Below are 25,478 nucleotides of genomic sequence, written 5' to 3'. Positions count from 1 at the left end.
GGCCGCGCCTCTCTCGCAGAGGCGCGGCCCCGCCGTCGTACCGATAGGAAAGCCAGCAGGAAGCCAGCAGGAAGTTGGCAGGAGATCCAGCAGGAAAGCCAGAGGCAGGTCAGCCTCAGCCCCTGCGTCCTCCGTTCCCGTTGTTCCCGCCGTTCCCGTTGCCTTGGATGAAGCCGTCGGGGAAGGAGAAGGTCGGGGTCGGGTTGGTGGTGCCCGCGGTGGTCGCGCCGCCCGTCGTGCCGCCGTCGCCCGTGCCGCCGCCGATCAGACCGCCGATCAGGCCGCCCGTGTCATCGCCGCGGCCGTTGCCGTCCCCATTGCCGTTTCCGTTGCCCTTGTCGTGGTTGTCCTCGTCCGGGATGTCGATGAGGTTGAAGGACTCCGTCTGCTTGCCCTCCAGGGCGCCGGTCATGGCGTCCTTCCAGATCGGGCCGGGCGTGTCGGCGCCGAAGACCTCGTCGTGGTAGACACCGCCGATGGTGATGTGGTTCATCTCGATGTTCTGCTTGGCGCTGCCGACCCAGACCGCGCCCGCGAGGTTCGGCGTGTAGCCGACGAACCAGGCGTTCTTGCGGGAGTCCGTGGTACCCGTCTTGCCGGCGCTCTCGCGGTCGTCCAGGCCGGCCTCCTGACCGGTACCGGAGTCGACCACTCCGCGCAGCAGGGTGTTGATGGTGTCGGCGGTCTTCTCGCTCATCGCCCGCGAGCAGGTCGACTTGGGCACGGGCAGGGACTTCTGCTCGTTGCCGACCTTCTGGGTGATCGACTCGATGGCGACCGGCGTGCAGTACATACCGCGGTCGGCGAAGGTGGCGTACGCGCTCGCCATGGTCAGCGGGGAGAGGCCGATCGCGCCGAGGGCGATGGACGGGGTCTGCGGGAGCTTCGAGCCGTCGCCCTGGTGGACGTGGAGCGCGTCGGTCATCTTGACGACCGGGCACAGGCCGATGTCGGAGATCAGCTGGACGAAGTAGGTGTTGATGGACTTCGCCATCGCCTTCTTCATCTGGTACGGCCCGACCTCGGACTCGTTCTCGTTCTCGACCTGCTCGTTGTCCGTGTTGACCCACTGCTTGCCGTCGCACTGCTGGACGGGGCTCGGGTAGTTCATCTTGTACGGCGCCGAGTACTCCTGCGTCGCCGGCTTGCCGCCCTCGATGGCGGCCGCGGCCACGAACGGCTTGAACGTCGAACCCGTCGGGAAGCCGTAGTTGGAGCCGCCGTAGTCGCGGTCGACCGAGAAGTTGTACTCGGTCTCGTTCTTGTTGTAGCCGTACGGCTTCGACTGGCCCATCGCCAGGATCTTGCCGGTGCCGGGCTCCACGAGGGTGGCGGCCGCGGCGACCGAGTCGGCCTTGTAGACGTGGTCCTTGATCGAGGTCTGCACCGACTCCTGGGCCTGCGGGTCCAGGGTGGTACGGATGGTCAGGCCGCCCTGGTTCCAGAGCTTGGCGCGCGCCGCGGCGGTCTTGCCGAAGGCAGGGTCGGTGAGGAAGACCTTCTCGACGTACTTGCAGAAGAACCCGGCGCCCTTGGTGGCGGTGATGCAGCCGTTCTTGGGCTGGGTGACATGCAGACCGAGCGGTGCTTCCTTGGCCTTGTCGGCCTCCGCCTGGGAGATGTCGCCGAGTTGGGCCATGCGCTCAAGGACGACGTTGCGCCGTTTGGTGGCCTCGGCCTCGTCGTTGACCGGGTCGTAGCGGCTGGGCGACTGCACGATGCCGGCCAGCAGGGCCGACTGCTGGAGGTTGAGATTCTTGGCGTGCTGGGAGAAGTAGCGCTGGGAGGCGGCCTCGATGCCGTAGGCCTGCTCGCCGAAGAAGGTGATGTTCAGGTAGTTCTCGAGGATCTTCTTCTTGCCGAGCTTCTCCTCCAGCTGGATCGCGTACTTCAGCTCCTTGACCTTGCGGCCGAGGGTCTGCTGGGTGGCCTCGGCAACCTTGGTGGGGTCGTCGCCGGCCTCCTCGATGAAGTAGTTCTTCACCAGCTGCTGGGTGAGTGTGGAGGCGCCCTGGGCGACCCCGCCGCTCACCGCGTTCTTGTTCAGCGCGCGCAGGACGCCCTTCAGGTCGACGGCGCCGTGCTGGTAGTAGCGCGAGTCCTCGATCGCGACGATCGCCTTCTGCATGTACGGCGAGATCTCCTTGAGGTCCACCACCGTGCGGTCACGGGAGTAGACCTGGGCGATCTGGTTGCCCTGGCTGTCGAGGATCCTGGTCCGCTGGCTGAGCTGCGGGCTCTTGAGGTTGGCGGGGATGTCGTCGAAGCCCTGGACCGAACCCTTGGCCGCGAGGCCCAGGGCGCCGGCCGCGGGCAGCGCGATGCCCGCCATCACGGCTCCCGCGAGCACACTGACACCGAGGAACTTGGCGGCCTGCTGCGTGGCCGACAGACCACCGCCCGAGCGCTTCTTTGGCATGGGGGCAGCCTAATCCGTAGGGATGAGCATTCCGCGTGAGCGGGCGGCTCTCGGGATGTTCGAGTGCCGGATCGTGACATAGAGGACGACGCGACCAGAACACGGGGTGCGCTGCGATCCGATCCGTCTGACGGCATGGTGGCGCCTCGCCGACGGCGCGACGACATGAACGGCCTACCTTGCCATTCGCCGGACACGCGCGCAGGCCTTGGCCTAAGCTGCTCTCAACTGTCACAGCAGCGCGGCCACGTATCAATACGTCCGGCGACCCCGAATCGTTCCGGAACCCGCCCACTTTTTTTCGGGTGATGTGTTGATGGTGTGTCCGAATCCGCCTCGTGTGTCATCCGGCGTCCGTTGTGGCGCACCATAGCTGTCCCGGTTTGCCGGAATGATCACGCATGTCGCCAGCTCACTCCCGCGGGTGATCTGCCGCTTACCCATAGTCCGTTCGGGCCATTCAAGATTGGGCCCGAAGGGGGTGTTGCGCTGTGCCCACCTTCCGTAACGTCCTCAACTGGCGGCGGTGAATATGCCGCTGCCGCCGTGGGGGAGCCTCGATTCGGGAGAGGACGGCGCCGGTATGGGCTGGGTAACCGACTGGAGTGCGCAGGCTGCCTGCCGCACTACCGATCCGGATGAACTGTTCGTTCAAGGAGCAGCGCAGAACAGGGCCAAGGCGGTGTGCACCGGATGTCCGGTACGCACCGAATGCCTGGCCGATGCGCTGGACAATCGCGTCGAGTTCGGCGTGTGGGGAGGAATGACCGAGCGGGAGCGCCGCGCACTGCTGCGCAGGCGGCCCACCGTGACCTCCTGGCGCAGGCTCCTGGAGACAGCGCGCTCGGAGTACGAGCGGGGGACCGGCATCGTCCCCCTCGACAGCGACGAGGTGTACGAGAACTACGCGGCGGTGAGCTGAGTCACCCGGCGCACCACCGACTGAACCACCCGGACTGAACCACCTGCCGAACTCGCCGAGGGCATACGCCCCCCGGAACCCAGGCGGGCATACGACTACGGGCCTGCGGCCGACTACGGGCATGTGACTACGGGCCTGTGGCCGACTGTCGGCATGCGGCTACGGGCCCTGGCCGACTACGGGCATACGGCTACGGGAGCTCCGGCCGGCCGGCCGCGAGCCGGTCGCCGATGTCCCGCAGTCCCGCGAGGTCGTGCACATCGCCGGGCAGCGCGGCCACTTCCACCATGGCCACCTCGGGGTGGCGCGCGGTGAAGCGGTCACGTGTGCGCTGCTCACGGGAGAGCAGCTGCATGCGCTCGACGTGCAGCCTCAGCAGGCTTGCGGTGAGCTGGTCGACGGTGCGGTCCGGGCCACCGGAGGAGTCGGGCTCGGACGCGTCAGGCCCGGGCTGGGACGAGGGGGATTCGTCTGCCTGGGGTGCCTGAGGTGCCTGGGGCGTCGTCGTCGCCTCGAGTCCGGACGAGGGGGAGCCGTCGGACTCGGACGCGGATGATTCAGAACTGCCGTACGTGTCGGGAGAGTTACGAAGTCCAGCTTTCCCGTCACCCTGATCCACAATGCGGGGCTCCTCAAGATTTTCCGCGACCTCGAGATTTTCCGCGGCGGCGAGCGCACGCTCGGCGGACAGCCGGTCGGCGCCGCTGCCATGGACGCGGTTGAGGACCAGACCGACCAGCGGCATGTCCTCCGCGGCCAGCCGCTCCACGAAGTACGCGGCCTCACGCAACGCGTCCCGCTCCGGAGCCGCCACCACCAGGAACGCCGTACCGGGCGCCTGAAGCAGCTTGTACGTCGCGTCCGCGCGCGTGCGGAACCCGCCGAACGTCGTGTCCATCGCGGCCACGAACGTCTGGACGTCCTTCAGTAGTTGCCCGCCGAGCAGCTTGCCGAGCGTGCCGGTCATCATCGACATGCCGACGTTCAGGAAGGCCATGCCCGCCCGGCCGCCCAGCTTCGCCGGCGCGGTGAGCAGACGGATCAGTTTGCCGTCCAGGAAGGAGCCCAGCCGCTTCGGCGCGTCCAGGAAGTCCAGCGCGGAGCGGGAGGGCGGGGTGTCGACGACGATCAGGTCCCACTCGTCCCGGGCCCGCAACTGGCCCAGCTTCTCCATCGCCATGTACTCCTGCGTGCCCGCGAAGCCCGCCGAGAGCGACTGGTAGAAGGGGTTGGCCAGGATGGCGGCCGCCCGCTCGGCGTCCGCGTGCGCCTCGACGACCTCGTCGAAGGTGCGCTTCATGTCGAGCATCATGGCGTGCAGTTCGCCGCCGGTCCGTTGCCCGCTCTCCTCCGCCGAGTCGCCGCCGGTCCGGTGCCCGCCGTCCTCGGCCGAGTCGCCGCCGGTCCGTTGCCCGCTCTCCTCCGCCGTGTCGCCGTCGGCCCGCCGCCCGCCGTCCTCGGCCGAGTCGCCGTGCGGTGCCCCTGCTCGGTCCTCGGTGCCCTTCACCTTCCGTGGCACGTTGTCGAGCGAGTCGATGCCCATGGACTGTGCCAGCCGCTTGGCCGGGTCGATGGTGAGCACGACCACCTTGCGGCCGCGCTCGGCCGCCCGCAGCCCCAGCGCCGCCGCGGTCGTCGTCTTCCCGACCCCGCCCGAGCCGCAGCACACCACGATCCGGGTGTTCGGGTCGTCGAGCAGCGCGTCGACATCGAGCGCGGGCGCGTGGGCCAGTCGGCGCGTACCGTCCTGCGTCGGCTCCGAGTCCGGGTCCGAAGTCATGACATCCCCTGTTTCCGCAGCTCGGTGGCGAGTTCGTACAGGCCCGCCAGGTCCATTCCCTCGGCGAGCAGCGGCAGTTCGTGCCGCGGCAGGTCCAGCTCGGCGAGGACCGCGCGCTGCTCGTGCTCCAGCGCATACCGCTCGGCGTACTCGGCGGCCTGGGCGAGCAGCGGGTCCACCAGCTGCCCGGCCTTCCCGCCACGCCGCGCCCCGCCCAGCCCCGCGGCCGACAGCGCCTGCGCCACGGCGGTGCGCGGCACCGTCCGTACGAGTTCCAGGTCGGCCGCGTCCAACACCTCCGGCCGGACCATGTTCACGATGACCCGGCCCACCGGCAGCCGCGCGGCGCGCAGTTCCGCGATGCCGTCGGCGGTCTCCTGGACCGGCATCTCCTCCAGGAGGGTGACCAGGTGCACGGCCGTCTCCTTGGACTTCAGCACCCGCATCACGGCCTGCGCCTGATTGTGTATCGGGCCGATCTTGGCGAGCCCGGCCACCTCGTCGTTCACGTTCAGGAAGCGGGTGATGCGGCCGGTCGGCGGGGCGTCCATGACGACGTAGTCGTAGATGAAACGGCCGGCCTTGTCCTTCCTGCGCACCGCCTCGCACGCCTTGCCGGTCAGGAGGACGTCTCTCAGTCCCGGCGCGACTGTGGTGGCGAAGTCGATCGCGCCGAGCTTCTTCAGGGCCCGGCCGGCCCCGCCGAGCTTGTAGAACATCTGGAGGTAGTCCAGAAGGGCCAGTTCGGGATCGATGGCCAGCGCATAGACCTCACCGCCTCCCGGCGCGACCGCGATTTTCCGCTCCTCATAGGGCAACGCCTCCGTCTCGAAGAGCTGGGCGATGCCCTGCCGACCCTCGACCTCCACGAGAAGCGTCCGCTTCCCCTCAGTCGCGAGGGCCAGCGCGAGTGCGGCGGCGACCGTCGTCTTTCCGGTCCCGCCCTTGCCGCTGACGACCTGGAGCCTGCTCACATCTTCGAGACTAACCAGTCGGCCGGACACTCACGCGGGAGGCTGTGGACAACCGTGCGTGCGGTCGGCCGCCGGGGCCGGTGGCCGACCGCCGTGACCTGCCCGGCGGTCGGCCACGTGTCCCGTTCGTCACAGCGGATACAGTCGGCCCATGACCAAGTGGGAATACGCAACCGTGCCGCTGCTCGTCCATGCCACGAAGCAGATTCTGGACACCTGGGGCGAGGACGGCTGGGAGCTCGTCCAGGTCGTGCCCGGGCCCAACAACCCCGAGCAGCTCGTGGCCTACCTGAAGCGGGAGAAGCCGTGACGAGCGCCGTCGAGGCCAAGCTGGCCGAACTCGGTCTTTCGCTGCCGGCGGTCGTCCCGCCGCTCGCCGCCTACCAGCCGGCCGTCCGGTCGGGTGCGTACGTCTACACCTCCGGCCAGCTGCCGATGGTGGACGGCAAGCTCCCGGTCACCGGCAAGGTCGGCGCCGAGGTCACCGCGGAGGAGGCCAAGGAACTGGCCCGCACCTGCGCGCTGAACGCCCTGGCCGCCGTGAAGTCCGTCGCCGGTGACCTGGACCGCATCGCGCGTGTGGTGAAGGTCGTCGGCTTCGTCGCCTCCGCGGCCGACTTCACCGGCCAGCCCGGCGTGATCAACGGCGCCAGCGAGCTGCTCGGCGAGGTCCTCGGCGACAAGGGCGTGCACGCGCGCAGCGCGGTGGGCGTCGCGGTGCTGCCGCTGGACGCACCGGTCGAGGTCGAGGTCCAGGTCGAACTGCTGCCGTAACCGCATCCGGCCGCGGCCGCCGACGTAATCGCATCCGGCTGCCGCCGCGTCCGCGTCCGGCTGCTGCCGCGACCGCGTCCGGCCGCCGACGTGGTCGCGTCCGTCCGGCCGCGGACGTGATCGCATCCGGCAGCTGCTGTTACGGCATCCGGCTGCTGTCGCGACCGCATCCGGCAGCTGCCGTAACCGCATCCGGCCGCGGCTGCCGCCGCGTCCGCGTCCGGCCGGCCGCGGACGCGATCGCATCCGGCAACTGCTGTTACGGCATCCGGCTGCTCTCGCGACCGGCATCCGGCCGCCGGCGTGGTCGCATCCGGCCACCGCCGCGGCCGCGTCCGGCCGCCCCGTGGCACCGCCGGGGGCCCCGGAGCCCCCTCTCGAACATTCGCTCCCCACGGGATAGCCTCCGGTAATGGCCGATGGACAGTGGTATCCCCCGGAGTGGCCGGACCGCATCCGCGCGCACGCGGAGGGCACCCTCGCGCCGGTGTCCCCGAAGCGCGCCGCGACCGTCCTGCTCCTGAAGGACACCCCCGGCGGTCCCGTCGTCCACATGCTGCGCAGACGCGCCTCCATGGCCTTCGCCGGAGGCGCGTACGCGTATCCGGGCGGCGGTGTCGACCCGCGTGACGACGACCACCAGGTCCGCTGGGCGGGCCCCACGCGCGCGTGGTGGGCGCAGCGGCTCGGCGTCGACGAGGCGGCCGCCCAGGCGATCGTCTGCGCGGCGGTGCGGGAGACGTACGAGGAGGCCGGCGTCCTGCTCGCGGGCCCGGCCGCCGACGCCGTGGTCGGGGACACCACCGGGGACGACTGGGAGGCCGACCGCGCGGCCCTGGTCGCCCGTGACCTGTCCTTCGCCCAGTTCCTGGACCGGCGGGGCCTGGTCCTCCGCTCGGACCTGCTGGGCGCCTGGACACGCTGGATCACCCCGGAGTTCGAAACTCGCCGCTACGACACCTGGTTCTTCGTCGCCGCCCTCCCGGAGGGCCAGCGCACCCGGAACGCCTCCACGGAGGCCGACCGCACGGTGTGGATCCGCCCGGCGGAGGCGGCCGCCGGCTACGACAAGGGCGAACTGCTGATGATGCCGCCCACCATCGCGACCCTGCGCCAGCTGACGCCGTACGCCACGGCCGCCGAGACGCTCGCGGCCGCGCCCGCGCGGGACATGACCCCGGTTCTGGCCCGCGCCCGCCTGGAGGGCGGCGAGATCGTCCTGACCTGGCCGGGCCACGGCGAGTTCACCAAGCGCATACCGACCGACCTCACGACCGGGGGAGCCTGAGCATGACGAACGCAGCAGCCCTGCCCGGCCAGCCGCGCGGCGGGGTCCTCTCGGGTCCCGCCACCGCGCGGGCCGTCAACGTGCTGGCCCCCAACGCCTCCGTGATGACCCTGGACGGCACCAACACCTGGATCGTCGCCGAGCCCGAATCCGACCTGGCCGTGGTGATCGACCCCGGCCCGCTGGACGACGGCCACCTCAAGAACGTCGTCGACACGGCCGAGAAGGCCGGCAAGCGCATCGCGCTCACCCTGCTGACCCACGGCCACCCCGACCACGCCGAGGGCGCCGCCCGCTTCGCCGAGCTGACCCGCACGCGCGTGCGTGCCCTCGACCCGGCGCTGCGCCTGGGCGACGAGGGACTGGCGGCCGGCGACGTGATCACGACCGGCGGCCTGGAGCTCCGGGTCGTACCCACACCCGGTCACACCGCCGACTCCCTCAGCTTCCACCTCCCGGCCGACCGCGCGATCCTGACCGGCGACACCGTCCTGGGGCGCGGCACGACGGTCGTGGCCCACCCGGACGGCCGTCTGGGCGACTATCTGGACTCGCTGCGCCGGCTGCGCTCCCTGACCGTCGACGACGGCGTCCACACGGTGCTGCCGGGCCACGGACCCGTCCTGGACGACGCCCAGGGCGTCGTCGAGTTCTATCTGGCCCACCGCGCCCACCGGCTCGCCCAGGTCGAGACGGCCGTGGAGAACGGCCACCACGGTCCGGCCGAGGTCGTCGCCCACGTCTACGCGGACGTGGACCGCTCCCTGTGGCCGGCCGCGGAGCTGTCGGTACGGGCCCAGCTGGACTACCTCGGCGAGCACGGGCTGATCTAGCTGTATTGACCACGAGCGTTGGCAACAGTGCGCGGCGGAGACGTGATCAAGGTTGGCGGCGTGTTCTGGGCACGGGGAAGCCGACCGGAGCCGTGTGGTCGCCCACTGTCTCATCTCGTGGACGCCGCTTCATCGCACGATCTCTCCTCGGGGTTCACCCCGCACGTCGGGGCCTGACGCACGATCAGGCATGCGGTGCGCCACCGTCCGCCGCCAGGCGCGTGAGCCACTCACGCAGCAGGTGCTGCTCGGCGTCGCTCAGGACATCGGCGTCGTCGGGGAGGGCGGCGCGCAGCGCGCGGGCCGCCGCGGCGGAACGGGACTCGGCGGCGGGGACCACCGGCTCGGCACGAGTGACGGCCGCGACCATGGACTCGCGCAGGATGGTCAACAGCGCCCGGTTGCGGCGGTCCGCGGGGGTGGAGTGCCAGACGGTGACCGCTCCCTGGCCGGTTGCCTGGATGATCTGGGCTGCCAGCTCCTCGTCGACCCGCAACCATCCCCCGGCCGCCAGCCGACGCACCCGCCCATGGAGGATCTCCAGGCCCGCGTGGTGTGCTGCGTCCGATCCCTGGCCGACGGCCCGGTTCATCACCGCGAACAACTCGGGGCGCGAGACCCCGAACTCGACCACCATGTCCCAGCCGCGGCGCAGCTCCTCCACCGGGTCCTGTGGGGCGGGGTCGAGCTGCGCGTGCTTTCTCTCCAGGAACTGCGCGTAGCCGTGCTCGGCGACGGCCTCGAGGAGCCCCTCCTTGTCGCCGAAGAGGCGGTAGATCGCCGGGGGCTGCATTCCAGCCGCGGCGGCGACCGCGCGGGTGCTCACCGCGTCAGGGCCGCCCTTCTCCAGCAGCGCGACGGCTGCCTCGACGATGCGGCGCCGAGGGCTGCCGGTTGCGTCACGCGTATCCATGAACCGATGATACCGAGGAACTGTTTCCATCGGAAATTCCAGTGTTACCTTGTGAGTGATTCCATCGGAAGCAGCGTCGGGAGAACCCAATGATCATCGTCACCGGAGCCACCGGAAAGCTCGGCCGCCGCACCGTCGAGCGCCTCCTGGAGCGCGTACCCGCCGACCGCGTCGGCGTCAGCGTGCGCGACCCCCGCAAGGCCCAGGACCTCGCCGGTCGCGGCGTCCGCGTCCGGCAGGGCAGCTTCGACGACCCCGCCTCGCTCGCGCACTCCTTCGAGGGCGCCGAGCAACTGCTCCTCGTCTCCCTCGACCGCACGGGCCAGGAGTGCGTCAGCGGCCACCGCGCCGCCATCGACGCGGCCGTCCAGGCCGGCGTAGGCCGCATTCTCTACACCAGCCAGATGGGCGCCGCCGACGGCTCCCGCTTCCAGGCATGCCGCGACCACGCCCAGACCGAGAACCTGCTGCGCGCCACCGGCCTGCCCTGGACCGCGCTGCGCAACGGCTTCTACGCCTCCAGCGCCCTGCAGTTCCTCGAGTCCACCCGCCACACCGGCGACATCGCCCTGCCCGCCGACGGCCCCGTCGCCTGGACAGGCCACGACGACCTCGCCGAGGCCACCGCGGTGATCCTCGCCGAGGAGGCCCGCTTCGAGGGCCCCACCCCGCCGCTCACAGGCCCGGCAGCGCTCGACTTCGACACCGTCGCCGAGATCGCGTCCGAGACCACCGGAAGGCCCTTCACCCGCACCGTCGTCCCGGACGACGTCTTCCGCGAGCAGGCCCTGGCGCACGGCGCCCCGGCCCCGATCGCCGACCTGATGCTGAGCATCTTCGCCGCGGCGCGGAACGGCGAGTTCGCCGCTGTCGACTCGACGCTGGCCGAGCTGATCGGGCGAAAGCCCGCCACCTTCCGCACCCAGCTGGAGCGTGCCTGGGCCGAATAGATCCCTGGAACTACTCCCAGCCCTCGGGTCTGGGCGCCTTCACACCGTGCACGCGCGCGTACTCGTCCGCCAGCCACGGGCCCAGGTCGTCGACATATGTCCGCAGCGCCGCGCGGTCGCCGACCGGCTCGTACCCCAACCCGGCCGCGCGGCGCAGCTGTTCGGATCGCTCCGGGTAGAAGTCGGCGAACGCCTCGGCCATCTCCCGCAGATCGCTGGTCCAGCCGTTCCAGCGGGGCATGACGAGGGTGAAGCCGGTGCGGACGAGGTGCCGTGACATGAAGCGCACCAGGGGCCGCAGGGCCTCCTCGGCGTCGCCCGCGGCCGCGATCCGGTCCCGCCAGCGCGGCAGGTACCGGGCCAGGTCGCCGTTGGTCTCGCGGGCCAGCAGCGAGTCGGGGCGGTAGCGGGGCAGGAACTCCGCGAGGTCCTCGCCGAGCAGCGGAGTGCACAGGCAGGCCACGAACCAGCCGATGTCGTACCGCTCCAGCTCGCTGAGCACCCGCGTGCGGGAGTAGAGCAGGGTTCCGACCCCGTCGATCTCCGGGAACTCCTTGTCGACGGCCTCGCCGAGGGCACGGGCCGCGTCCCGGTCGGCACCGGTCGGCTCCGCGCGCAGGACGGCCACCAGGTCCAGGTCGCTGCGTCCCACGCGCGCGGTGCCGCGCGGGATCGACCCGTTGAGGTAGGCGCTGTCCAGTCGCGCCCCGAAGACGTCCAGGAGCCGGTCGCGGGCGGCGGCGACCACGGGGCGGAAGACGTGCGGCACGCGCGCGTGCGAGCCCTCGCGTTCGATGAAGCCCAGGGGATCGAGACCCCGGGACGCGACTGTTTCAGGCATGGGAACCCAATATCAGCCCGTCCGGTGCTTGAGGACGCGGCCGAAGGCCGATGCGAAGGTCTGGGGGCGGTGGCCCCCAGAAACCGGCGCCTATCGAGACCGCTTCGCCAGACGCTCGACGTCCAGCAGGATCACCGCCCGCGCCTCCAGGCGCAGCCAGCCACGCTGGGCGAAGTCCGCCAGCGCCTTGTTCACGGTCTCGCGGGACGCGCCGACCAGCTGGGCCAGCTCCTCCTGCGTGAGGTCGTGGACGACGTGGATGCCCTCCTCGGACTGCACGCCGAAGCGGCGCGACAGGTCCAGCAGGGCGCGCGCGACCCGGCCCGGGACGTCGGAGAAGACCAGGTCGGACATGGCGTCGTTGGTCTTGCGCAGCCGGCGGGCGACGGCGCGCAGCAGGGCGGTGGCCACCTCCGGGCGGGCGTTCAGCCAGGGCTGGAGGTCGCCGTGGCCCAGGCCCAGCAGCTTGACCTCGGTCAGCGCGGTCGCCGTCGCCGTACGCGGGCCCGGGTCGAACAGCGACAGCTCGCCGATCAGCTCGCCGGGGCCGACGACGGCGAGCATGTTCTCGCGGCCGTCGGGGGAGGTGCGGTGGAGCTTGACCTTGCCCTCGGTGACGACATAAAGCCGGTCGCCCGGGTCGCCCTCGTGGAACAGGGAGTCGCCACGTGCGAGGGTCACCTCACTCATGGAGGCACGCAGCTCCGCGGACTGCTCGTCATCGAGCGCCGCGAAGAGCGGGTTGCGCCGCAGAACGTCGTCCACGAGTTCTCTCCTTGTCGACCTGCTCAGGGGATCTTGCTCCCCCTTGGTACCAGGGGACCGTGCTCCCCATTTTGCCGGAGGAATCAAACAGTGTGATCTGTCACAAGGATGCCGCACAGGTGTGCCGAGGTAAGCGGCAGGGGTCCAATCGGGGGCTGATCTTCCGGGTCCGGGGCGGATGTCGGTGCCGGGCTCTAGGCTGGCCGGGTGTCCAAAACGCCGGTGAGAGCACAGGCCAAGGGGGCTGGGCGGGTGGTTGTACGTCGTGATTCCGCTGTGGGCGAACAGGGGTCCGATGCTGTCCCTAGTGAGCCGAAAAAGGCAACAAAAGCGGCAAAGGCCGTAAAGAAGGTCGCTGCCGCGAAGACTCCGGTCGCGACGAAGAAGACGGCGCAGAAGAAGGCAGCGCAGAAGAAGGTAGTGGCGAAGAAGGCCGTGGAGACGAAGGCCGTGGAGACGAAGACGGCACCGGCGAAGACCGCTGCCGGGCTGACGGCTTCGAAGCCGCCCGCGTCCAAGCCGCCCGCGTCCAAGGTGCCCGCGTCCAAGGTGCCCGCGTCCAAGGCGGCCGCGTCCAAGAAGGCCGCTGCCGAGAAGCCGCAGGCGGCCTGGAAGCCCGAGTCGCACACCGCCCTGGTCCGCCGCGCCCGCCGGATCGACCGCGAGCTCGCCGAGGTGTATCCCTACGCCCACCCCGAGCTGGACTTCGAGAACCCCTTCCAGCTCCTGATCGCCACGGTGCTCTCCGCCCAGACCACCGACCTGCGTGTCAACCAGACCACCCCGACGCTGTTCGCGAAGTACCCCACCCCCGAGGAACTGGCCGAGGCCAACCCGGAGGAGGTCGAGGAGATCCTCCGGCCGTGCGGTTTCTTCCGGGCCAAGACCAAGTCGGTGATAGGGCTCTCCAAGGGCCTGGTGGAGTCGTTCGGGGGCGAGGTCCCGGGGCGGCTCGAAGACCTCGTGAAGCTGCCCGGCGTCGGCCGCAAGACCGCTTTCGTGGTGCTGGGCAACGCCTTCGGGCGCCCCGGCCTCACCGTGGACACGCACTTCCAGCGCCTGGTGCGCCGGTGGCGGTGGACCGCGGAGACCGACCCCGACAAGATCGAGGCGGCCGTCGGCGCGTTGTTCCCCAAGAGCGACTGGACCGACCTCTCGCACCACGTGATCTGGCACGGCCGCCGGATGTGCCACGCCCGCAAGCCCGCCTGCGGGGTCTGTCCCATCGCGCCGCTCTGCCCGGCCTACGGCGAGGGCGAGACCGACCCGGAGAAGGCGCGGAAGCTGCTCAAGTACGAGAAGGGCGGCTTCCCCGGCCAGCGCCTCAACCCGCCGCGGGCGTATCTGGACGCGGGTGGCAGGCCGGCGCCGCCGCTGGGCGCCGCATCAGGGACATGACCTAGGGATCTTCTGAGGGGCGAGAGACGGAACGATCAAGGAGTCTTCGGGCGTTGGAACGGGCAGGCGGGGGCAGTAGGGCAGGACGGGGGACGCCATGACACAGGGCGGCAAGGCGCACACGGGGGATCCGCACGCGGGTGTGGCACTCAGCAAGGACGGCCTGCCGGAGTGGCTGGACCCGGTGGTGCGGGCCGCCGAGACGGTCCAGCCGGTCCAGCTGAGCCGCTTCCTGCCGCCGGAGAACGGCGCGGGACGGCAGTCGGCCGTGCTGATCCTGTTCGGCGAGGGCGAGGGTGAGCAGGGGCCGGAGTTGCTGCTCATGGAACGCGCCGGCTCGCTGCGCTCGCACGCCGGGCAGCCCTCGTTCCCCGGTGGCGCCCTCGACCCCGAGGACGGCGACCCGAAGGCCGACGGGCCGCTGCGGGCCGCTCTCCGCGAGGCGGAGGAGGAGACCGGGCTCGATCCGGCCGGTGTGCAGCTGTTCGGGGTGCTGCCCAGGCTGTACATCCCGGTCAGCCACTTCGTGGTCACCCCGGTGCTGGGCTGGTGGCGCGAGCCGAGCCCGGTGGGGGTGGTGGATCCGAACGAGACGGCGAGGGTCTTCACGGTCCCCGTGGCGGATCTCACGAATCCGGCCAACCGGGCCACCGCCGTGCACCCCAGCGGCCACCGAGGTCCGGCATTCCTGGTCGAATCGACCTTGGTGTGGGGGTTCACGGCCGGGGTGATCGACCGGCTGCTCCACTACGCGGGATGGGAGCGCTCCTGGGACCGCGAGAAGCTGGTCCCGCTCGACTGGCGGTCATGACAGGGTGTCCACCGTGAATGTGCTGGACATCCTGTTGCTGGTCGCCGCCGTGTGGTTCGCGATCGTCGGCTACCGCCAGGGATTCGTCGTCGGCATCCTGTCGGTGATCGGCTTCCTGGGCGGCGGCCTCGTCGCCGTCTACGTCCTGCCGGTGATCTGGGACGCGGTGACCGACAACGCCGAGGTGAGCACGACCGCCGCGGTGGTCGCCGTGGTCGTCGTCATCGTCTGCGCCTCGGTCGGCCAGGCGCTGACCACGCATCTGGGCAACAAGCTGCGCCGGTACATCACCTGGTCCCCGGCCCGCGCGCTGGACGCCACCGGCGGCGCGCTGGTCAACGTGCTGGCGATGCTGCTGGTCGCCTGGCTGATCGGCTCCGCGCTCGCGGGTACCACGCTGCCGACGCTCGGCAAGGAGGTCCGTAACTCCAAGGTGCTCCTCGGGGTGTCCAGAGCGCTGCCCAACCAGGCCGACACCTGGTTCGCGGACTTCTCCACGGTCCTCGCGCAGAACGGCTTCCCGCAGGTCTTCAGCCCGTTCGCCAACGAGCCGATCACCGATGTCTCGCCGCCCGACCCCGCCCTCGCGCACAGCGTGGTGGCCACCACCGCCAAGCGGTCCATCGTCAAGGTGACGGGCACCGCGCAGAGCTGCGGCAAGATCCTGGAGGGCACCGGCTTCGTCTTCGCCGACCGCCGTGTCATGACCAACGCGCACGTGGTCGGCGGCGTCGACGAACCCACCGTCCAGATCGGCGGCGAGGGCCGCAAGTACGACGCCAAGGTCGTCCTCTACGACTGGCAGCGCGACATCGCCGTACTCGATGTGCCAGATCTGCCGGCGAAGGCCCTGAAGTTCTCCGCGGCGGACGCGGCGACCAGCGACAGCGCGATCGTCGCCGGGTTCCCGGAGAACGGGTCGTACGACGTCCGTGCCGCCCGCGTGCGCGGCCGTATCACCGCCAACGGCCCGGACATCTACCACCGAGGCACCGTCCGCCGTGACGTCTACTCGCTCTACGCGACCGTCCGCCAGGGCAACTCCGGCGGCCCGCTGCTCACGCCCCAGGGCAAGGTGTACGGGGTCGTCTTCGCGAAGTCACTGGACGACGCGGACACCGGGTACGCCCTCACGGCCGACGAGATCCAGGCGGACATCGCCCGGGGTCGTACCGCGAATCAGCAGGTCGGGACCGACAGCTGCGCACTGTGAGGGATCATGCGCGGGTATGGCGCAGGCGGACCGAGACCCAGCGGGCCCGGCGCCGCAGGATGTGCGGAATCCCCACCCTGAGGTCCGTGCCCGGCAACTGCGGGGCGGCTCCTCGATGGGAGTTCAGACCGCCTGTCGTACGGCGGTTGCGGGGTGCGTCACTGTAGTCGTGCGTCCAGCCCATACCCCGACGTCTGCCCCCGCCCCAAGGTCGATAACCTCCGGCACGGCCCTCAATCGGCCTATGCGCGGGGCATGTGGCCGTTCGTAGAACAGGTGTGCAGATCCGGATACCGGGCGCATCGGCGCGGTCACCGATCGGGCTCGGGGTCTTTCAGCCAGTTGACCAGTTCGGTGGAGAACGCGGCCGGGTCCTCCTCGTGCGGGAAGTGCCCGAGGCCGTCGAACAGCCGCCAGCGGTACGGGGCTTCGACGTACTCGCCGGAGCCGGCCGCGCTGCGGGTGCGGGCCACCGGGTCCAGGGAACCGTGCAGATGCAGGGTCGGGACGCGCACCGGGCGCTTCATCCGGCGGTTGAACTGGATGCCGTCCGGGCGGGCCAGCGAGCGCACCAGCCAGCGGTACGGCTCGATCGAGCAGTGCGCGGTGGACGGGATGCACATGGCCCGCTGGTAGGTCTCCACCGTCTCGTCCTCGGGCAGCCGCGGCCCGGACCAGTCCCGGATCAGCCGGCCGACCAGCGCGCCGTCGTCGGCGATGAGCTGCCGCTCGGGCACCCATGGCCGCTGGAAGCCCCAGATGTAGGAGGCGGCGGTGGACTGCCGGCGGTCCCGGAGCATCGCCGCGCGCCAGCGCCGCGGGTGCGGCATGGACACGACTGCGAGCCGTCGTACCAGCTTGGGGCGCATGGCGGCCGCCGTCCACGCCAGATAGCCGCCCAGGTCGTGACCGACCAGCGCGGCGTCCGGCTCGCCGAGGGAGCGGATCACGCCGGTGATGTCGAGGGCGAGATTGGCCGGGTCGTAGCCGCGCGGGGTCCGGTCGCTGCCGCCGACCCCCCTGAGGTCCATGGCGACGGCCCGGAAGCCCGCGTCGGCGAGCGCGACCAGCTGATGCCGCCAGGCCCACCAGAACTCCGGGAAGCCGTGCACCAGCATGACCAGCGGGCCGTCGCCGAGCTCGGCGATGTGGAAGCGCGCGCCGTTCGCCGCGACGTCCCGGTGGGTCCAGGGGCCTTCGAGCCGTACGGCCGAGGGGGCGGGATCGTTCATGACGACGAGCGTCCCACAGCCTCGATGGCCGGCACGTCATCCCTGGGGAGTGCCGGACGCGGATGCGGCTTGGCGTTCTGCAGTACGCCCGCCGTCTCCTTCACCGACGCGGCGACCTTCTGCGGGCCCTGGCCCTTCTTGGCCTTCTTCGCGAACACCACGCCGATCAGCGCGAGGCCGGCGGCCACCAGGACGTTCGCTGCGAAGGAGAGCAGGAAGCAGATCGCGAGGTTCCAGTGGCTCCAGGTCCGAATGCCGTACGCCAGCGCGAAGTTGAGCATCGGCAGGGAGAACAGCAGGAGCACACCGGCCGCCGAGAAGGCGCCGCCGCTCGTCGCGCCCCGCTTGACGTCCTGCTTCAGCTGGGCCTTGGCCAGCGCGATCTCGTCGTGCACCAGCGCCGACATCTCGGCCGTGGCCGAGGCGAACAACTGGCCGATGCTGCGTTCGGCACCGACCGGGCTGCCGTCGGGTGCGCTCATCGCGGTCTCCCTCTGCGTACTTGTCATCGTCTTTTGTACCGTCTCGTCAGATCATGCCGGACGGTTGCCCTGCGCGCCTGCCCCGCCCGGCACTTCGGTACGCGCGTCGTACCCGTGCGGGCCCTCGGCGGCCCCTATCCGGCGGCCTGCCCGGCTTTCTCGGCGGCTATGCGGCGGTGTTCGGCGGCCTTGCGGTCGTAGATCTCCGCCATCCGCAGGTGGTACGCCGGGTCGTCCTGCTCGTAGACGTCCGGGATGCCGTCGAGGTCCTCGTCCCGCTCCTCGGCCTCGACCAGCCGCCGGTAGCGGGTGTTGCGTATCTTCAGCAGCACGGTGGCGCACAGGGCCGCGATCAGCGAGCCGGTGAGTACGGCGGCCTTGACCTCGCCGGTGAGCACGGCGTCGCCGGCGAAGGCGAGTTCACCGATGAGCAGCGACACGGTGAAGCCGATACCGGCGAGCGAGGCGACCGCGAAGAGGTCGCCCCACGCCAGGTCCTCGCTGAGCGAGGCCCGGGTGAAGCGGGCGGTCAGCCAGGTACCGCCGAATATCCCGACCGTCTTGCCGACCACCAGCCCGAGTACCACCCCGAGCGTCTCGGGCTTGCCGAACACGTCCCCGAGCGCCCCTCCGGACACCTTCACGCCGGCGCTGAAGAGTGCGAACAGGGGTACGGCGAGCCCCGCCGACAGCGGCCGCACCAGATGCTCGATGTGCTCGCCGGGGGAGTGCTGCTCACCCTTGCGGGTGGTGCAGCGCAGCATCAGGCCCATGGCGACACCGGCGATGGTCGCGTGTACGCCGCTGTTGTACATCAGCGCCCAGATGACAAGCGCGAGCGGCACGTACACGTACCAGCCGCGTACGCCCTTCCGCAGTAGCAGCCAGAAGACGGCGAGGCCGAGGACCGCGCCGCCGAGCGCGGCGAAGTCGATCCGGGCGGTGAAGAAGACCGCGATGATCAGGATCGCGAACAGGTCGTCGACGACCGCGAGGGTGAGCAGGAAGGCGCGCAGGGCGCCCGGCAGGGAGGTGCCGATGACGGCCAGCACGGCCAGCGCGAAGGCGATGTCGGTGGCCGTGGGCACCGCCCAGCCCTGGGTGGAGCCGCCGCCGACGAGGTTGGTGAGGGTGTAGACGAGGGCCGGTACGGCCATGCCGCACAGCGCGGCGACCACCGGCAGCACGGCCGCCTTGGGGTCACGCAGATCGCCGGCCACCAGCTCGCGCTTGAGCTCGATGCCGGCGACGAAGAAGAAGACCGCGAGCAGGCCGTCGGCGGCCCAGTGGGTGACGGAGAGGTTCAGGCCGAGGGCGCCGGGGCCGAGGTGGAAGTCGCCGACGGTCTCGTAGCTGTGGTGCAGCGCCGGTATGTTCGCCCAGATCAGCGCCGCTACCGCGGCGATCAGCAGCAGCACGCCGCCGACGGTCTCGGTCCGCAGCGCGTCCGCCACGATGGTCCGCTCGGGCAGCGAGAGCCGGCCGAGGGCCTTGCGGGCGGGAGTGGTGCGGGGCGCGGACACGGGGACCTCCGGTCGGTGGGCAGGACGGGGCTACTTGCCGACCAGACTTCCCGGCACACCTTGAGGAACGCGCTACTTTGCTTAGTTTACCTAAGGTGTGGCGAGAGTTGCCAGGTAAGTCTCACGGTAGGGGCAAAAAGGGCGCCCGGCGCGTTTCGCGCAGGGCGCCCCTCGTGGCCGTCGGTCCGGGTCAGTCCTCGCTCGGCGACGCCGGGAGCTTCGCCTGGATGAGGTCCATGACCGTCGAGTCCGTCAGCGTCGTCACATCACCGAGCTGGCGGTTCTCGGCGACATCGCGCAGCAGCCGGCGCATGATCTTGCCGGAGCGGGTCTTCGGCAGCTCCGCCACCGGCAGCACCCGCTTGGGCTTGGCGATCGGGCCGAGCGTGGCGCCGACGTGGTTGCGCAGCTCGTTGACGAGGCCCTCGTCCTCGGCGTTCGCCGTGCCGCGCAGGATCACGAAGGCGACGATCGCCTGCCCGGTCGTCTCGTCCGCCGCGCCGACCACGGCCGCCTCGGCGACCGACGGGTGCGACACCAGCGCCGACTCCACCTCGGTCGTCGAGATGTTGTGCCCGGAGACCAGCATGACGTCGTCCACCCGGCCGAGCAGCCAGATGTCGCCGTCGTCGTCCTTCTTCGCCCCGTCACCGGCGAAGTACTTGCCCTCGAAACGCGACCAATAGGTGTCCAGGAACCGCTGGTCGTCACCCCAGATGGTGCGCAGCATCGACGGCCACGGCTCGGTCAGCACCAGGTAGCCGCCACCGCCGTCGGGCACCTCGCGCGCCTCGTCGTCCACCACCGTGGCCGAGATGCCGGGCAGCGGGGTCTGCGCGGAACCGGGCTTGGTCGCGGTGACGCCCGGCAGCGGCGAGATCATCATCGCGCCGGTCTCGGTCTGCCACCAGGTGTCCACGATGGGGGTCTTGTCGGCGCCGATGTGCTTGCGGTACCAGATCCAGGCCTCGGGGTTGATGGGCTCACCCACCGAACCCAGCACCCGCAGGCTGCTCAGGTCGAACTTCGCGGGGATGTCGTCGCCCCACTTCATGAACGTGCGGATCGCGGTGGGCGCGGTGTACAGGATCGTCACCCCGTACTTCTGCACGATCTCCCAGAACCGGCCCTGGTGCGGGGTGTCCGGGGTGCCCTCGTACATCACCTGCGTCGCGCCGTTGGCCAGCGGCCCGTACACGATGTACGAGTGGCCGGTCACCCAGCCGACGTCGGCCGTGCACCAGTACACGTCCGTCTCCGGCTTGAGGTCGAACACCGCCCAGTGCGTGTACGACGCCTGGGTGAGGTAGCCGCCCGAGGTGTGCAGGATGCCCTTCGGCTTCCCCGTCGTACCGGACGTGTAGAGGATGAACAGCGGGTGCTCGGCGTCGAAGGCCTCGGGCGTGTGCTCGGCCGGCTGCCGCTCCACGACCTCGTGCCACCACACGTCCCTCGTGTCGTCCCAGGCCACTTCCTGCCCGGTGCGCCGGACGACCAGCACATGCTCGACGTTGCCGGCCTTGCCGACCGCCTCGTCCACGGCCGGCTTGAGCGCGGACGGCTTGCCGCGTCGGTAGCCACCGTCGGAGGTGATGACGACCTTGGCGTCCGCGTCCTGGATGCGGGTGGCGAGCGCGTCCGCCGAGAAGCCGCCGAAGACCACGGAGTGCGCGGCGCCGATCCGGGCGCAGGCGAGCATCGCGATCGCCGTCTCCGGGATCATCGGCATGTAGACCGCGACCCGGTCGCCCTTGCGGACTCCCAGCTCCAGCAGGGCGTTCGCCGTCTTGGAGACCTCGTCCTTCAGCTCGGCATAGGTGATCGCGCGGCTGTCGCCGGGCTCGCCCTCGAAGTGGATGGCGACCCGGTCGCCGTTGCCGGCTTCCACGTGCCGGTCCACGCAGTTGTACGCGACATTGAGCTCGCCGTCCTTGAACCACTTCGCGAACGGCGGGTTCGACCAGTCCAGCGTCTCGGTCGGCTCCTTGGCCCAGGTCAGCCGACGGGCCTGCTCGGCCCAGAAGCCGAGCCTGTCAGCCTTGGCCTGTTCGTACGCCTCGGCCGTGACATTGGCGTTCTCGGCCAGGTCAGCGGGCGGCGCGAAGCGTCGCTCCTCCCTCAAGAGGTTGGCCAGGCTTTCGTTGCTCACGACATCTCCCTTTCCAAGGGTGTCCGTTGTGTCCCAGGCCACAGCTCATCAGACCTGGGGGTCCGGTGACAAGGGCCGTCGGCAAATGGTTTAGACCTGTCGGGTACGGCAGAACGTGAGGGCCCGCCGGTGCCGGCCTGGACGGCGCCGACAGGCCCCCGCCGCCCCTTCCTCAGGCCGGGCTGCGCAGCTCCTCCGCGCCCGGTACCCCCTCGAACACCTCTCCCGCCTCTTCGCCTTCGGCCCGGCGCAGCAGATACGCCTGCGCCTCGCCCACATGGAAGTACATCCCCTGCAGCTCCAGCTCACCGGCTGCCAGCGCCCGCGCCACCGAGTCGTGCGCCCGCAGATGCTCCAGCTGCTGGACCACATTGGTCATGCAGAGCCGCTCCGTCGTGTCCGCGGCCCGCCCGGCCAGCCGGACCCCCGGCCGGCCGTGGTCGGCCAGCCGCGCCAGGCTCGGCAGGCCGTGCCGCAGCCAGCGTCCGAGCGGACTGGTGCCGCCCCCGGACCCGGCACTGAGCAGCGCCTGCATCGCCCCGCACCCGGAGTGCCCGCACACCGTGATGGACCGTACCTTCAGCACGTCCACCGCGTACTCGATCGCCGCCGACACCGAGTCGTCGCCGTTCTCCTCACCCGGAAGGGGGACCAGGTTGCCGACGTTGCGGACCACGAACAGGTCCCCCGGACCACTGGAGGTGATCATCGATGTGACGAGCCGGGAGTCGGCGCAGGTGAGGAAGAGCTGCGACGGCTGTTGCCCCTCGCGCGCCAGCCGGGCCAGCTCCTCCCGCACCAGGGGCGCGGTGTCGCGCTGGAACACGCTGATCCCACGGGCGAGCTCGTGATCGGCACCGCCCGCTCTGCCGCCGCCCCACCGGGCGAGGCCCGACCTGACGAGGCCCGATCCCTGGGCGAGGCTCGGTCCCTGGGCGAGGCCCGGTCCCTGACCGTGACTCGCACGAGGCTCGCGACCGTCCTCGTCCTCCGGTCTTCCGCCGTACTCCGCTGAGCGCACGCCCTCCCGGCAGCCGGTCAGCTCGGCGGAGCCGCCCTGCGCGGTGTGGGCCCTGCGCCAGTCCCGCAGTGACTCGTACGCCGCGTGGTCCATGAACGAACCGTCCAACTCCACCACGGCGTGGGTGCCTTGGGGTACGAGATGCAGGGCTCTGCTGAGCCGGGGTACGGCGAGGAACGTCAGCTGACCTCTTACATGTACGCGATGGACTCCCCCCTTCTCTTCATGGGTGATGCGGGTGCGGGTGAGGCGGTGCAGGGCGACGGCCACGGCCACGGCGATCCCGAGGAGCACGCCCTCCAGGACGCCCAGGATCACCACGCCGAGTGTGGTGACGACGTACACCGCGACTTCACGGTGGCGGGTCACCGTGCGGATGTGGTGCAGGGACACCATCTGGATGCCGACGGCCATCACCAGGGCGGCGAGCGAGGCGAGCGGGATGAGATCCAGGACCGGGACCATCAGCAGCGCGGCGACTACTACGAAAACGCCGTGCAGCATCGTGGAGTTCCGGCTGACGGCACCGGATTGCACATTCGCCGAACTGCGCACCGCGACCCCCGCGACGGGCAGTCCGCCGAGCGCCCCGGAGACGATGTTGGCGGCGCCCTGACCGAGCAGCTCGCGGTCCAGGTCCGACCGGCCGACCCGGGACTGGGGTCCCGGGCGGCCGGCCACCAGCTTGTCCACGGCGACCGCACCGAGCAGCGACTGCACGCTGCACACCAGCGTGGTGGTGAGCACGGCGGCGACGATGCCGAGCACCGGCCCCTCGGGCAGCCCCGCCAGGGCATGGCTGCTCCAGGACGGCAGGTCGACCCGGGGCAGGACGAGCCCGGTGAGGGAGGCGGTCGCGGTGGCACCGGCGACGGCGACCAGGGCCGCCGGAACCGTGCGCAGCGGACGGCCCACTCTGCCGGGGATTCGGGGCCAGCCGAACAGCAGGGCCAGGGTCAGCGCGCTCATTGTCACCGCGGCCGGGTGCAGGTGCGCCAACTGGGCCGGCAGGGCCCGGACATTGGCGAGGACCGAGCTCTGCGGGTTTCCGCCGAGGACGATGTGCAGCTGGGCGACGGCGATGGTGACACCGATGCCGGCGAGCATGCCGTGCACCACGGCCGGGCTGACGGCGAGTGCGGTGCGGGCCACGCGCAGGCAGCCCAGGCCCAGTTGGGCCAGTCCGGCGAGGACGGTGATGCCGCAGGTGGCCCGCCAGCCGTAACGGTGGATCAGGTCGGCGGTGACCACGGTGAGCCCGGCGGCCGGACCGCTGACCTGGAGCGGGCAGCCGCCGAGCCGCCCGGCGACCAGGCCGCCGACGGCCGCCGCGACCAGCCCGGCCTGGAGCGGGGCGCCGGTGGCGAGGGCGATGCCGAGGGAGAGCGGCAGGGCGATCAGGAAGACCGAGACGGACGCGGACAGGTCGGCGCCCTCGATCCGGAAACGGCGGCGCGAGGGCGTGGGCGGGCTCGGTGGCCGGTCGAAGCCTTTGGTGAGCTGGGGACTTGGGGCTGCGGCCCGGGCTTCGGACTGGGCCGGGCCGAGGCTCTCGGGGTGGGTGGGTACGCAGGCTGATGACATGTTTCCCGTCTCCTCCGGGGCAGCGCGGTCGCGGAACAGGGGGACCCCTCGCCAGCGGGCTGGGGCTTGGTCGCGGCCGTGGGTCACGGCGTGCAGCGGCGGGATGAATCAACACTCGGTAAATGAATCGTAATGCAGAGTAAAGGTCAGGCATGGATTTTCTGCGCAAATGGGGCACCTCTTCACCTCCATGGGTGAAGTGAGCAGTTCATCGGCTTGTCGTATTAATCCCTCTCTCGGTCCTATGCGACCTTGGCGGCGCTGTCGGCACATACCCGGCACACCGCCATAAACGCCGTGATCGGCGTTCGCCGAGAGAAGGAAGAAGGTGGGCGGAATTGGCCGCCACCCAGAGGATTGCCGTCGGCGCCGTGACCGCCGCGGCCTGTGCCGCGTCGCTGGCGGGCTGCGCGACCGGCACCCACTCCGAGGAAGGGACGTCAGCGCCGCAGAAGGGAGCGCCGGCGCCCCAGAGCGTGGTCCGTCTGATCGGCGACGGTTCCACCGCGTACACCGGGGCGCAGCCGCATCTGCCCAGGCCCGAGAAGCTTCAGCCCGGTGAGAAGCCCCCGCAGTTCGTGGTGTTCTCCTGGGACGGCGCGGGCGAGGACAGCCAGAAGCTGTTCTCGCACTTCCGCAAGGTCTCCAAGGAGAACAACGCGACCATGACGTACTTCCTCAGCGGCGTCTACATGCTGCCCGAGGAGAAACGTGACCTCTACCGGCCCCCGCAGCACTCGCCCGGCCGCTCCGAGATCGGCTTCAACGACGAGCAGGGCATCTCCGACACGGTCAGGCAGCTGCGGCTGGCCTGGCTGGAGGGCAACGAGATCGGCACCCACTTCAACGGGCACTTCTGCGGTCCCGACGGAGGTGTCGGCGAGTGGTCGGTGGCGGAGTGGAAGAGCGAGATCGCCCAGGCCAAGCAGTTCGTGAAGAACTGGAAGACCAACACGGGCATGAAGAACGCCGCACCGCTGCCCTTCGACTACGACAAGGAGCTCATCGGCGCCCGCACCCCCTGCCTGGAGGGACAGAAGAACTTCATGAAGGCGGCGAGCGAGTTGGGCTTCCGCTACGACACCAGCGGTGTCAACGACCAGGTCTGGCCCAAGAGGAAGGAAGGGCTGTGGGACCTGTCGATGCAACTCGTCCCCTTCCCCGGCCACTCCTTCGAGCAGCTGACCATGGACTACAACTTCATGGTCAACCAGTCCGGCACCTCGACCCAGGGCGACCCCGACAAGTACGACTACTGGGGCGACCAGATGCGTGACGGGCTGCTCCAGGGCTTCAACCGGGCCTACAACGGCAACCGCGCACCGCTCGTCATCGGCAACCACTTCGAGTCCTGGAACGGCGGCACCTACATGCGGGCCATCGACGAGGTCGTCGAGAACGTCTGCAACAAGCCCGAGGTGCGCTGTGTCTCCTTCCATCAGCTGGCCGACTGGCTGGACGCCCAGGACCCGCAGGTCCTGGCGAGACTGCGCACCCTGAACGTGGGCGAGGCCCCGCGTCAGGGCTGGGCGTCCTTCCTCTCCGGCCGCCCCGCCCCGGCACCGAAGGGGGTGCCCGGGGCGCCGGCGGTCAAGCAGTAGGCGGC

22 protein-coding genes are annotated in these 25,478 nt (G+C 70.5%); 10 read left to right on the top strand and 12 right to left on the bottom strand.

The annotated features are described in order from the left end of the window. Positions 1-115: 115 nt before the first annotated feature. Positions 116-2,419: a transglycosylase domain-containing protein gene (locus AB0N16_RS25070; protein ID WP_365800246.1), complete on the bottom strand. Its 2,304-nt coding sequence runs from the start codon at positions 2,417-2,419 to the stop codon at positions 116-118. Positions 2,420-3,002: 583 nt separating this feature from the next. Between AB0N16_RS25070 and wblA the strand changes: the two genes are divergently transcribed. Beyond that, positions 3,003-3,341 carry a transcriptional regulator WblA gene (gene wblA, locus AB0N16_RS25065; RefSeq protein ID WP_132856581.1) on the top strand — a complete coding sequence of 113 codons (339 nt, stop codon included), beginning with the start codon at positions 3,003-3,005 and terminating at the stop codon, positions 3,339-3,341. Between the two features lie 190 nt (positions 3,342-3,531). Here the strand turns inward: wblA and AB0N16_RS25060 are convergent, their stop codons facing one another. Further along, entirely contained in the window at positions 3,532-5,121 is a 1,590-nt protein-coding gene (locus AB0N16_RS25060; RefSeq protein ID WP_365800244.1) for an ArsA-related P-loop ATPase, read from the bottom strand. Next, positions 5,118-6,095: an ArsA-related P-loop ATPase gene (locus tag AB0N16_RS25055; RefSeq protein WP_351747263.1), complete on the bottom strand. Its 978-nt coding sequence runs from the start codon at positions 6,093-6,095 to the stop codon at positions 5,118-5,120. Before AB0N16_RS25055 ends, AB0N16_RS25060 begins: the two co-directional genes overlap by 4 nt. A 151-nt stretch (positions 6,096-6,246) precedes the next feature. Here AB0N16_RS25055 and AB0N16_RS25050 point away from each other — a divergent pair, with 151 nt between their 5' ends. The 4 genes from AB0N16_RS25050 (at position 6,247) to AB0N16_RS25035 (ending at position 8,990) form a co-directional block, all read left to right on the top strand. Then, positions 6,247-6,405: a DUF4177 domain-containing protein gene (locus AB0N16_RS25050; protein WP_019992579.1), complete on the top strand. Its 159-nt coding sequence runs from the start codon at positions 6,247-6,249 to the stop codon at positions 6,403-6,405. Continuing rightward, complete coding sequence (locus AB0N16_RS25045) at positions 6,402-6,869, top strand: RidA family protein (RefSeq protein WP_365800241.1); 468 nt, start codon at positions 6,402-6,404, stop codon at positions 6,867-6,869. Before AB0N16_RS25050 ends, AB0N16_RS25045 begins: the two co-directional genes overlap by 4 nt. 412 nt (positions 6,870-7,281) lie before the next feature. Beyond that, positions 7,282-8,157: an NUDIX hydrolase gene (locus tag AB0N16_RS25040; protein ID WP_365800239.1), complete on the top strand. Its 876-nt coding sequence runs from the start codon at positions 7,282-7,284 to the stop codon at positions 8,155-8,157. Between the two features lie 2 nt (positions 8,158-8,159). Beyond that, complete coding sequence (locus tag AB0N16_RS25035; RefSeq protein WP_365800237.1) at positions 8,160-8,990, top strand: MBL fold metallo-hydrolase; 831 nt, start codon at positions 8,160-8,162, stop codon at positions 8,988-8,990. A gap of 184 nt (positions 8,991-9,174) precedes the next feature. Here AB0N16_RS25035 and AB0N16_RS25030 read toward each other — a convergent pair whose 3' ends face one another. Further along, positions 9,175-9,903 (bottom strand): TetR/AcrR family transcriptional regulator, encoded by a 729-nt coding sequence (locus AB0N16_RS25030; protein ID WP_365800235.1) that lies wholly within the window; start codon positions 9,901-9,903, stop codon positions 9,175-9,177. An 89-nt stretch (positions 9,904-9,992) separates the two neighbouring features. Here AB0N16_RS25030 and AB0N16_RS25025 point away from each other — a divergent pair, with 89 nt between their 5' ends. Next, a complete protein-coding gene (locus AB0N16_RS25025; protein WP_365800233.1) occupies positions 9,993-10,853 on the top strand; it encodes an SDR family oxidoreductase in 861 nt (286 codons plus the stop codon). 10 nt (positions 10,854-10,863) lie between these two features. On the opposite strand, the gene AB0N16_RS25020 is transcribed toward AB0N16_RS25025, so the two are convergent. Both AB0N16_RS25020 and AB0N16_RS25015 read right to left on the bottom strand, forming a co-directional pair. Further along, entirely contained in the window at positions 10,864-11,694 is an 831-nt protein-coding gene (locus tag AB0N16_RS25020; protein ID WP_365800231.1) for a nucleotidyltransferase, read from the bottom strand. A gap of 90 nt (positions 11,695-11,784) precedes the next feature. Then, positions 11,785-12,459, bottom strand: a complete 675-nt coding sequence (locus AB0N16_RS25015) for a Crp/Fnr family transcriptional regulator (RefSeq protein WP_018547939.1) — start codon at positions 12,457-12,459, stop codon at positions 11,785-11,787. A 420-nt stretch (positions 12,460-12,879) separates the two neighbouring features. Between AB0N16_RS25015 and nth the strand changes: the two genes are divergently transcribed. From nth to AB0N16_RS25000, 3 genes are all read left to right on the top strand, one after another. Then, a complete protein-coding gene (gene nth / locus AB0N16_RS25010; protein ID WP_365800229.1) occupies positions 12,880-13,857 on the top strand; it encodes an endonuclease III in 978 nt (325 codons plus the stop codon). Positions 13,858-13,954: 97 nt separating this feature from the next. Further along, positions 13,955-14,668 (top strand): CoA pyrophosphatase, encoded by a 714-nt coding sequence (locus AB0N16_RS25005; protein ID WP_365800227.1) that lies wholly within the window; start codon positions 13,955-13,957, stop codon positions 14,666-14,668. A gap of 13 nt (positions 14,669-14,681) precedes the next feature. After that, complete coding sequence (locus tag AB0N16_RS25000; protein WP_365800627.1) at positions 14,682-15,881, top strand: MarP family serine protease; 1,200 nt, start codon at positions 14,682-14,684, stop codon at positions 15,879-15,881. Between the two features lie 4 nt (positions 15,882-15,885). Here the strand turns inward: AB0N16_RS25000 and AB0N16_RS24995 are convergent, their stop codons facing one another. The 6 genes from AB0N16_RS24995 to AB0N16_RS24970 form a co-directional block, all read right to left on the bottom strand. After that, complete coding sequence (locus AB0N16_RS24995; protein WP_351713367.1) at positions 15,886-16,065, bottom strand: hypothetical protein; 180 nt, start codon at positions 16,063-16,065, stop codon at positions 15,886-15,888. A 127-nt stretch (positions 16,066-16,192) separates the two neighbouring features. Continuing rightward, positions 16,193-17,113 (bottom strand): alpha/beta hydrolase, encoded by a 921-nt coding sequence (locus AB0N16_RS24990; protein WP_365800225.1) that lies wholly within the window; start codon positions 17,111-17,113, stop codon positions 16,193-16,195. Further along, positions 17,110-17,595: a phage holin family protein gene (locus tag AB0N16_RS24985; RefSeq protein WP_365800223.1), complete on the bottom strand. Its 486-nt coding sequence runs from the start codon at positions 17,593-17,595 to the stop codon at positions 17,110-17,112. The genes AB0N16_RS24990 and AB0N16_RS24985 overlap by 4 nt, the downstream gene beginning before the upstream one ends. 134 nt (positions 17,596-17,729) lie before the next feature. Beyond that, the gene (nhaA, locus tag AB0N16_RS24980; protein ID WP_365800221.1) at positions 17,730-19,118 is read right to left on the bottom strand and encodes a Na+/H+ antiporter NhaA; all 1,389 of its coding nucleotides are present in this window, start codon (positions 19,116-19,118) and stop codon (positions 17,730-17,732) included. 190 nt (positions 19,119-19,308) lie between these two features. Next, on the bottom strand, positions 19,309-21,267 hold the full coding sequence (gene acs / locus AB0N16_RS24975) for an acetate--CoA ligase (RefSeq protein WP_365800219.1): 1,959 nt from the start codon (positions 21,265-21,267) through the stop codon (positions 19,309-19,311). A 172-nt stretch (positions 21,268-21,439) separates the two neighbouring features. Beyond that, the gene (locus AB0N16_RS24970) at positions 21,440-23,872 is read right to left on the bottom strand and encodes a SulP family inorganic anion transporter (protein ID WP_365800217.1); all 2,433 of its coding nucleotides are present in this window, start codon (positions 23,870-23,872) and stop codon (positions 21,440-21,442) included. Positions 23,873-24,210: 338 nt separating this feature from the next. On the opposite strand from AB0N16_RS24970, the gene AB0N16_RS24965 reads away from it, so the two are divergent. Continuing rightward, on the top strand, positions 24,211-25,473 hold the full coding sequence (locus AB0N16_RS24965) for a hypothetical protein (RefSeq protein ID WP_365800215.1): 1,263 nt from the start codon (positions 24,211-24,213) through the stop codon (positions 25,471-25,473). Positions 25,474-25,478: the final 5 nt, after the last annotated feature.

Origin of the sequence: Streptomyces sp. NPDC051105, from assembly GCF_040682795.1 — a bacterium.
Classification (GTDB): domain Bacteria; phylum Actinomycetota; class Actinomycetes; order Streptomycetales; family Streptomycetaceae; genus Streptomyces.
Note: the sequence above shows the minus strand (reverse complement) of the source record. Positions and strands in the feature narration are given on the sequence as shown.

What these genes read in the sequence shown, in the direction of transcription:
- AB0N16_RS25025 (WP_365800233.1), top strand. Translation starts at nt 9,993, where the DNA reads ATGATCATCGTCACCGGAGCCACCGGAAAGCTCGGCCGCCGCACCGTC.
- AB0N16_RS25020 (WP_365800231.1), bottom strand. Translation starts at nt 11,694, where the DNA reads ATGCCTGAAACAGTCGCGTCCCGGGGTCTCGATCCCCTGGGCTTCATC.
- AB0N16_RS25005 (WP_365800227.1), top strand. Translation starts at nt 13,955, where the DNA reads ATGACACAGGGCGGCAAGGCGCACACGGGGGATCCGCACGCGGGTGTG.
- AB0N16_RS24970 (WP_365800217.1), bottom strand. Translation starts at nt 23,872, where the DNA reads ATGTCATCAGCCTGCGTACCCACCCACCCCGAGAGCCTCGGCCCGGCC.
- AB0N16_RS25035 (WP_365800237.1), top strand. Translation starts at nt 8,160, where the DNA reads ATGACGAACGCAGCAGCCCTGCCCGGCCAGCCGCGCGGCGGGGTCCTC.
- AB0N16_RS25050 (WP_019992579.1), top strand. Translation starts at nt 6,247, where the DNA reads ATGACCAAGTGGGAATACGCAACCGTGCCGCTGCTCGTCCATGCCACG.
- wblA (WP_132856581.1), top strand. Translation starts at nt 3,003, where the DNA reads ATGGGCTGGGTAACCGACTGGAGTGCGCAGGCTGCCTGCCGCACTACC.
- AB0N16_RS25030 (WP_365800235.1), bottom strand. Translation starts at nt 9,903, where the DNA reads ATGGATACGCGTGACGCAACCGGCAGCCCTCGGCGCCGCATCGTCGAG.
- AB0N16_RS25060 (WP_365800244.1), bottom strand. Translation starts at nt 5,121, where the DNA reads ATGACTTCGGACCCGGACTCGGAGCCGACGCAGGACGGTACGCGCCGA.
- AB0N16_RS25040 (WP_365800239.1), top strand. Translation starts at nt 7,282, where the DNA reads ATGGCCGATGGACAGTGGTATCCCCCGGAGTGGCCGGACCGCATCCGC.
- AB0N16_RS25070 (WP_365800246.1), bottom strand. Translation starts at nt 2,419, where the DNA reads ATGCCAAAGAAGCGCTCGGGCGGTGGTCTGTCGGCCACGCAGCAGGCC.
- AB0N16_RS24995 (WP_351713367.1), bottom strand. Translation starts at nt 16,065, where the DNA reads ATGGGCTGGACGCACGACTACAGTGACGCACCCCGCAACCGCCGTACG.
- AB0N16_RS24985 (WP_365800223.1), bottom strand. Translation starts at nt 17,595, where the DNA reads ATGAGCGCACCCGACGGCAGCCCGGTCGGTGCCGAACGCAGCATCGGC.
- AB0N16_RS24990 (WP_365800225.1), bottom strand. Translation starts at nt 17,113, where the DNA reads ATGAACGATCCCGCCCCCTCGGCCGTACGGCTCGAAGGCCCCTGGACC.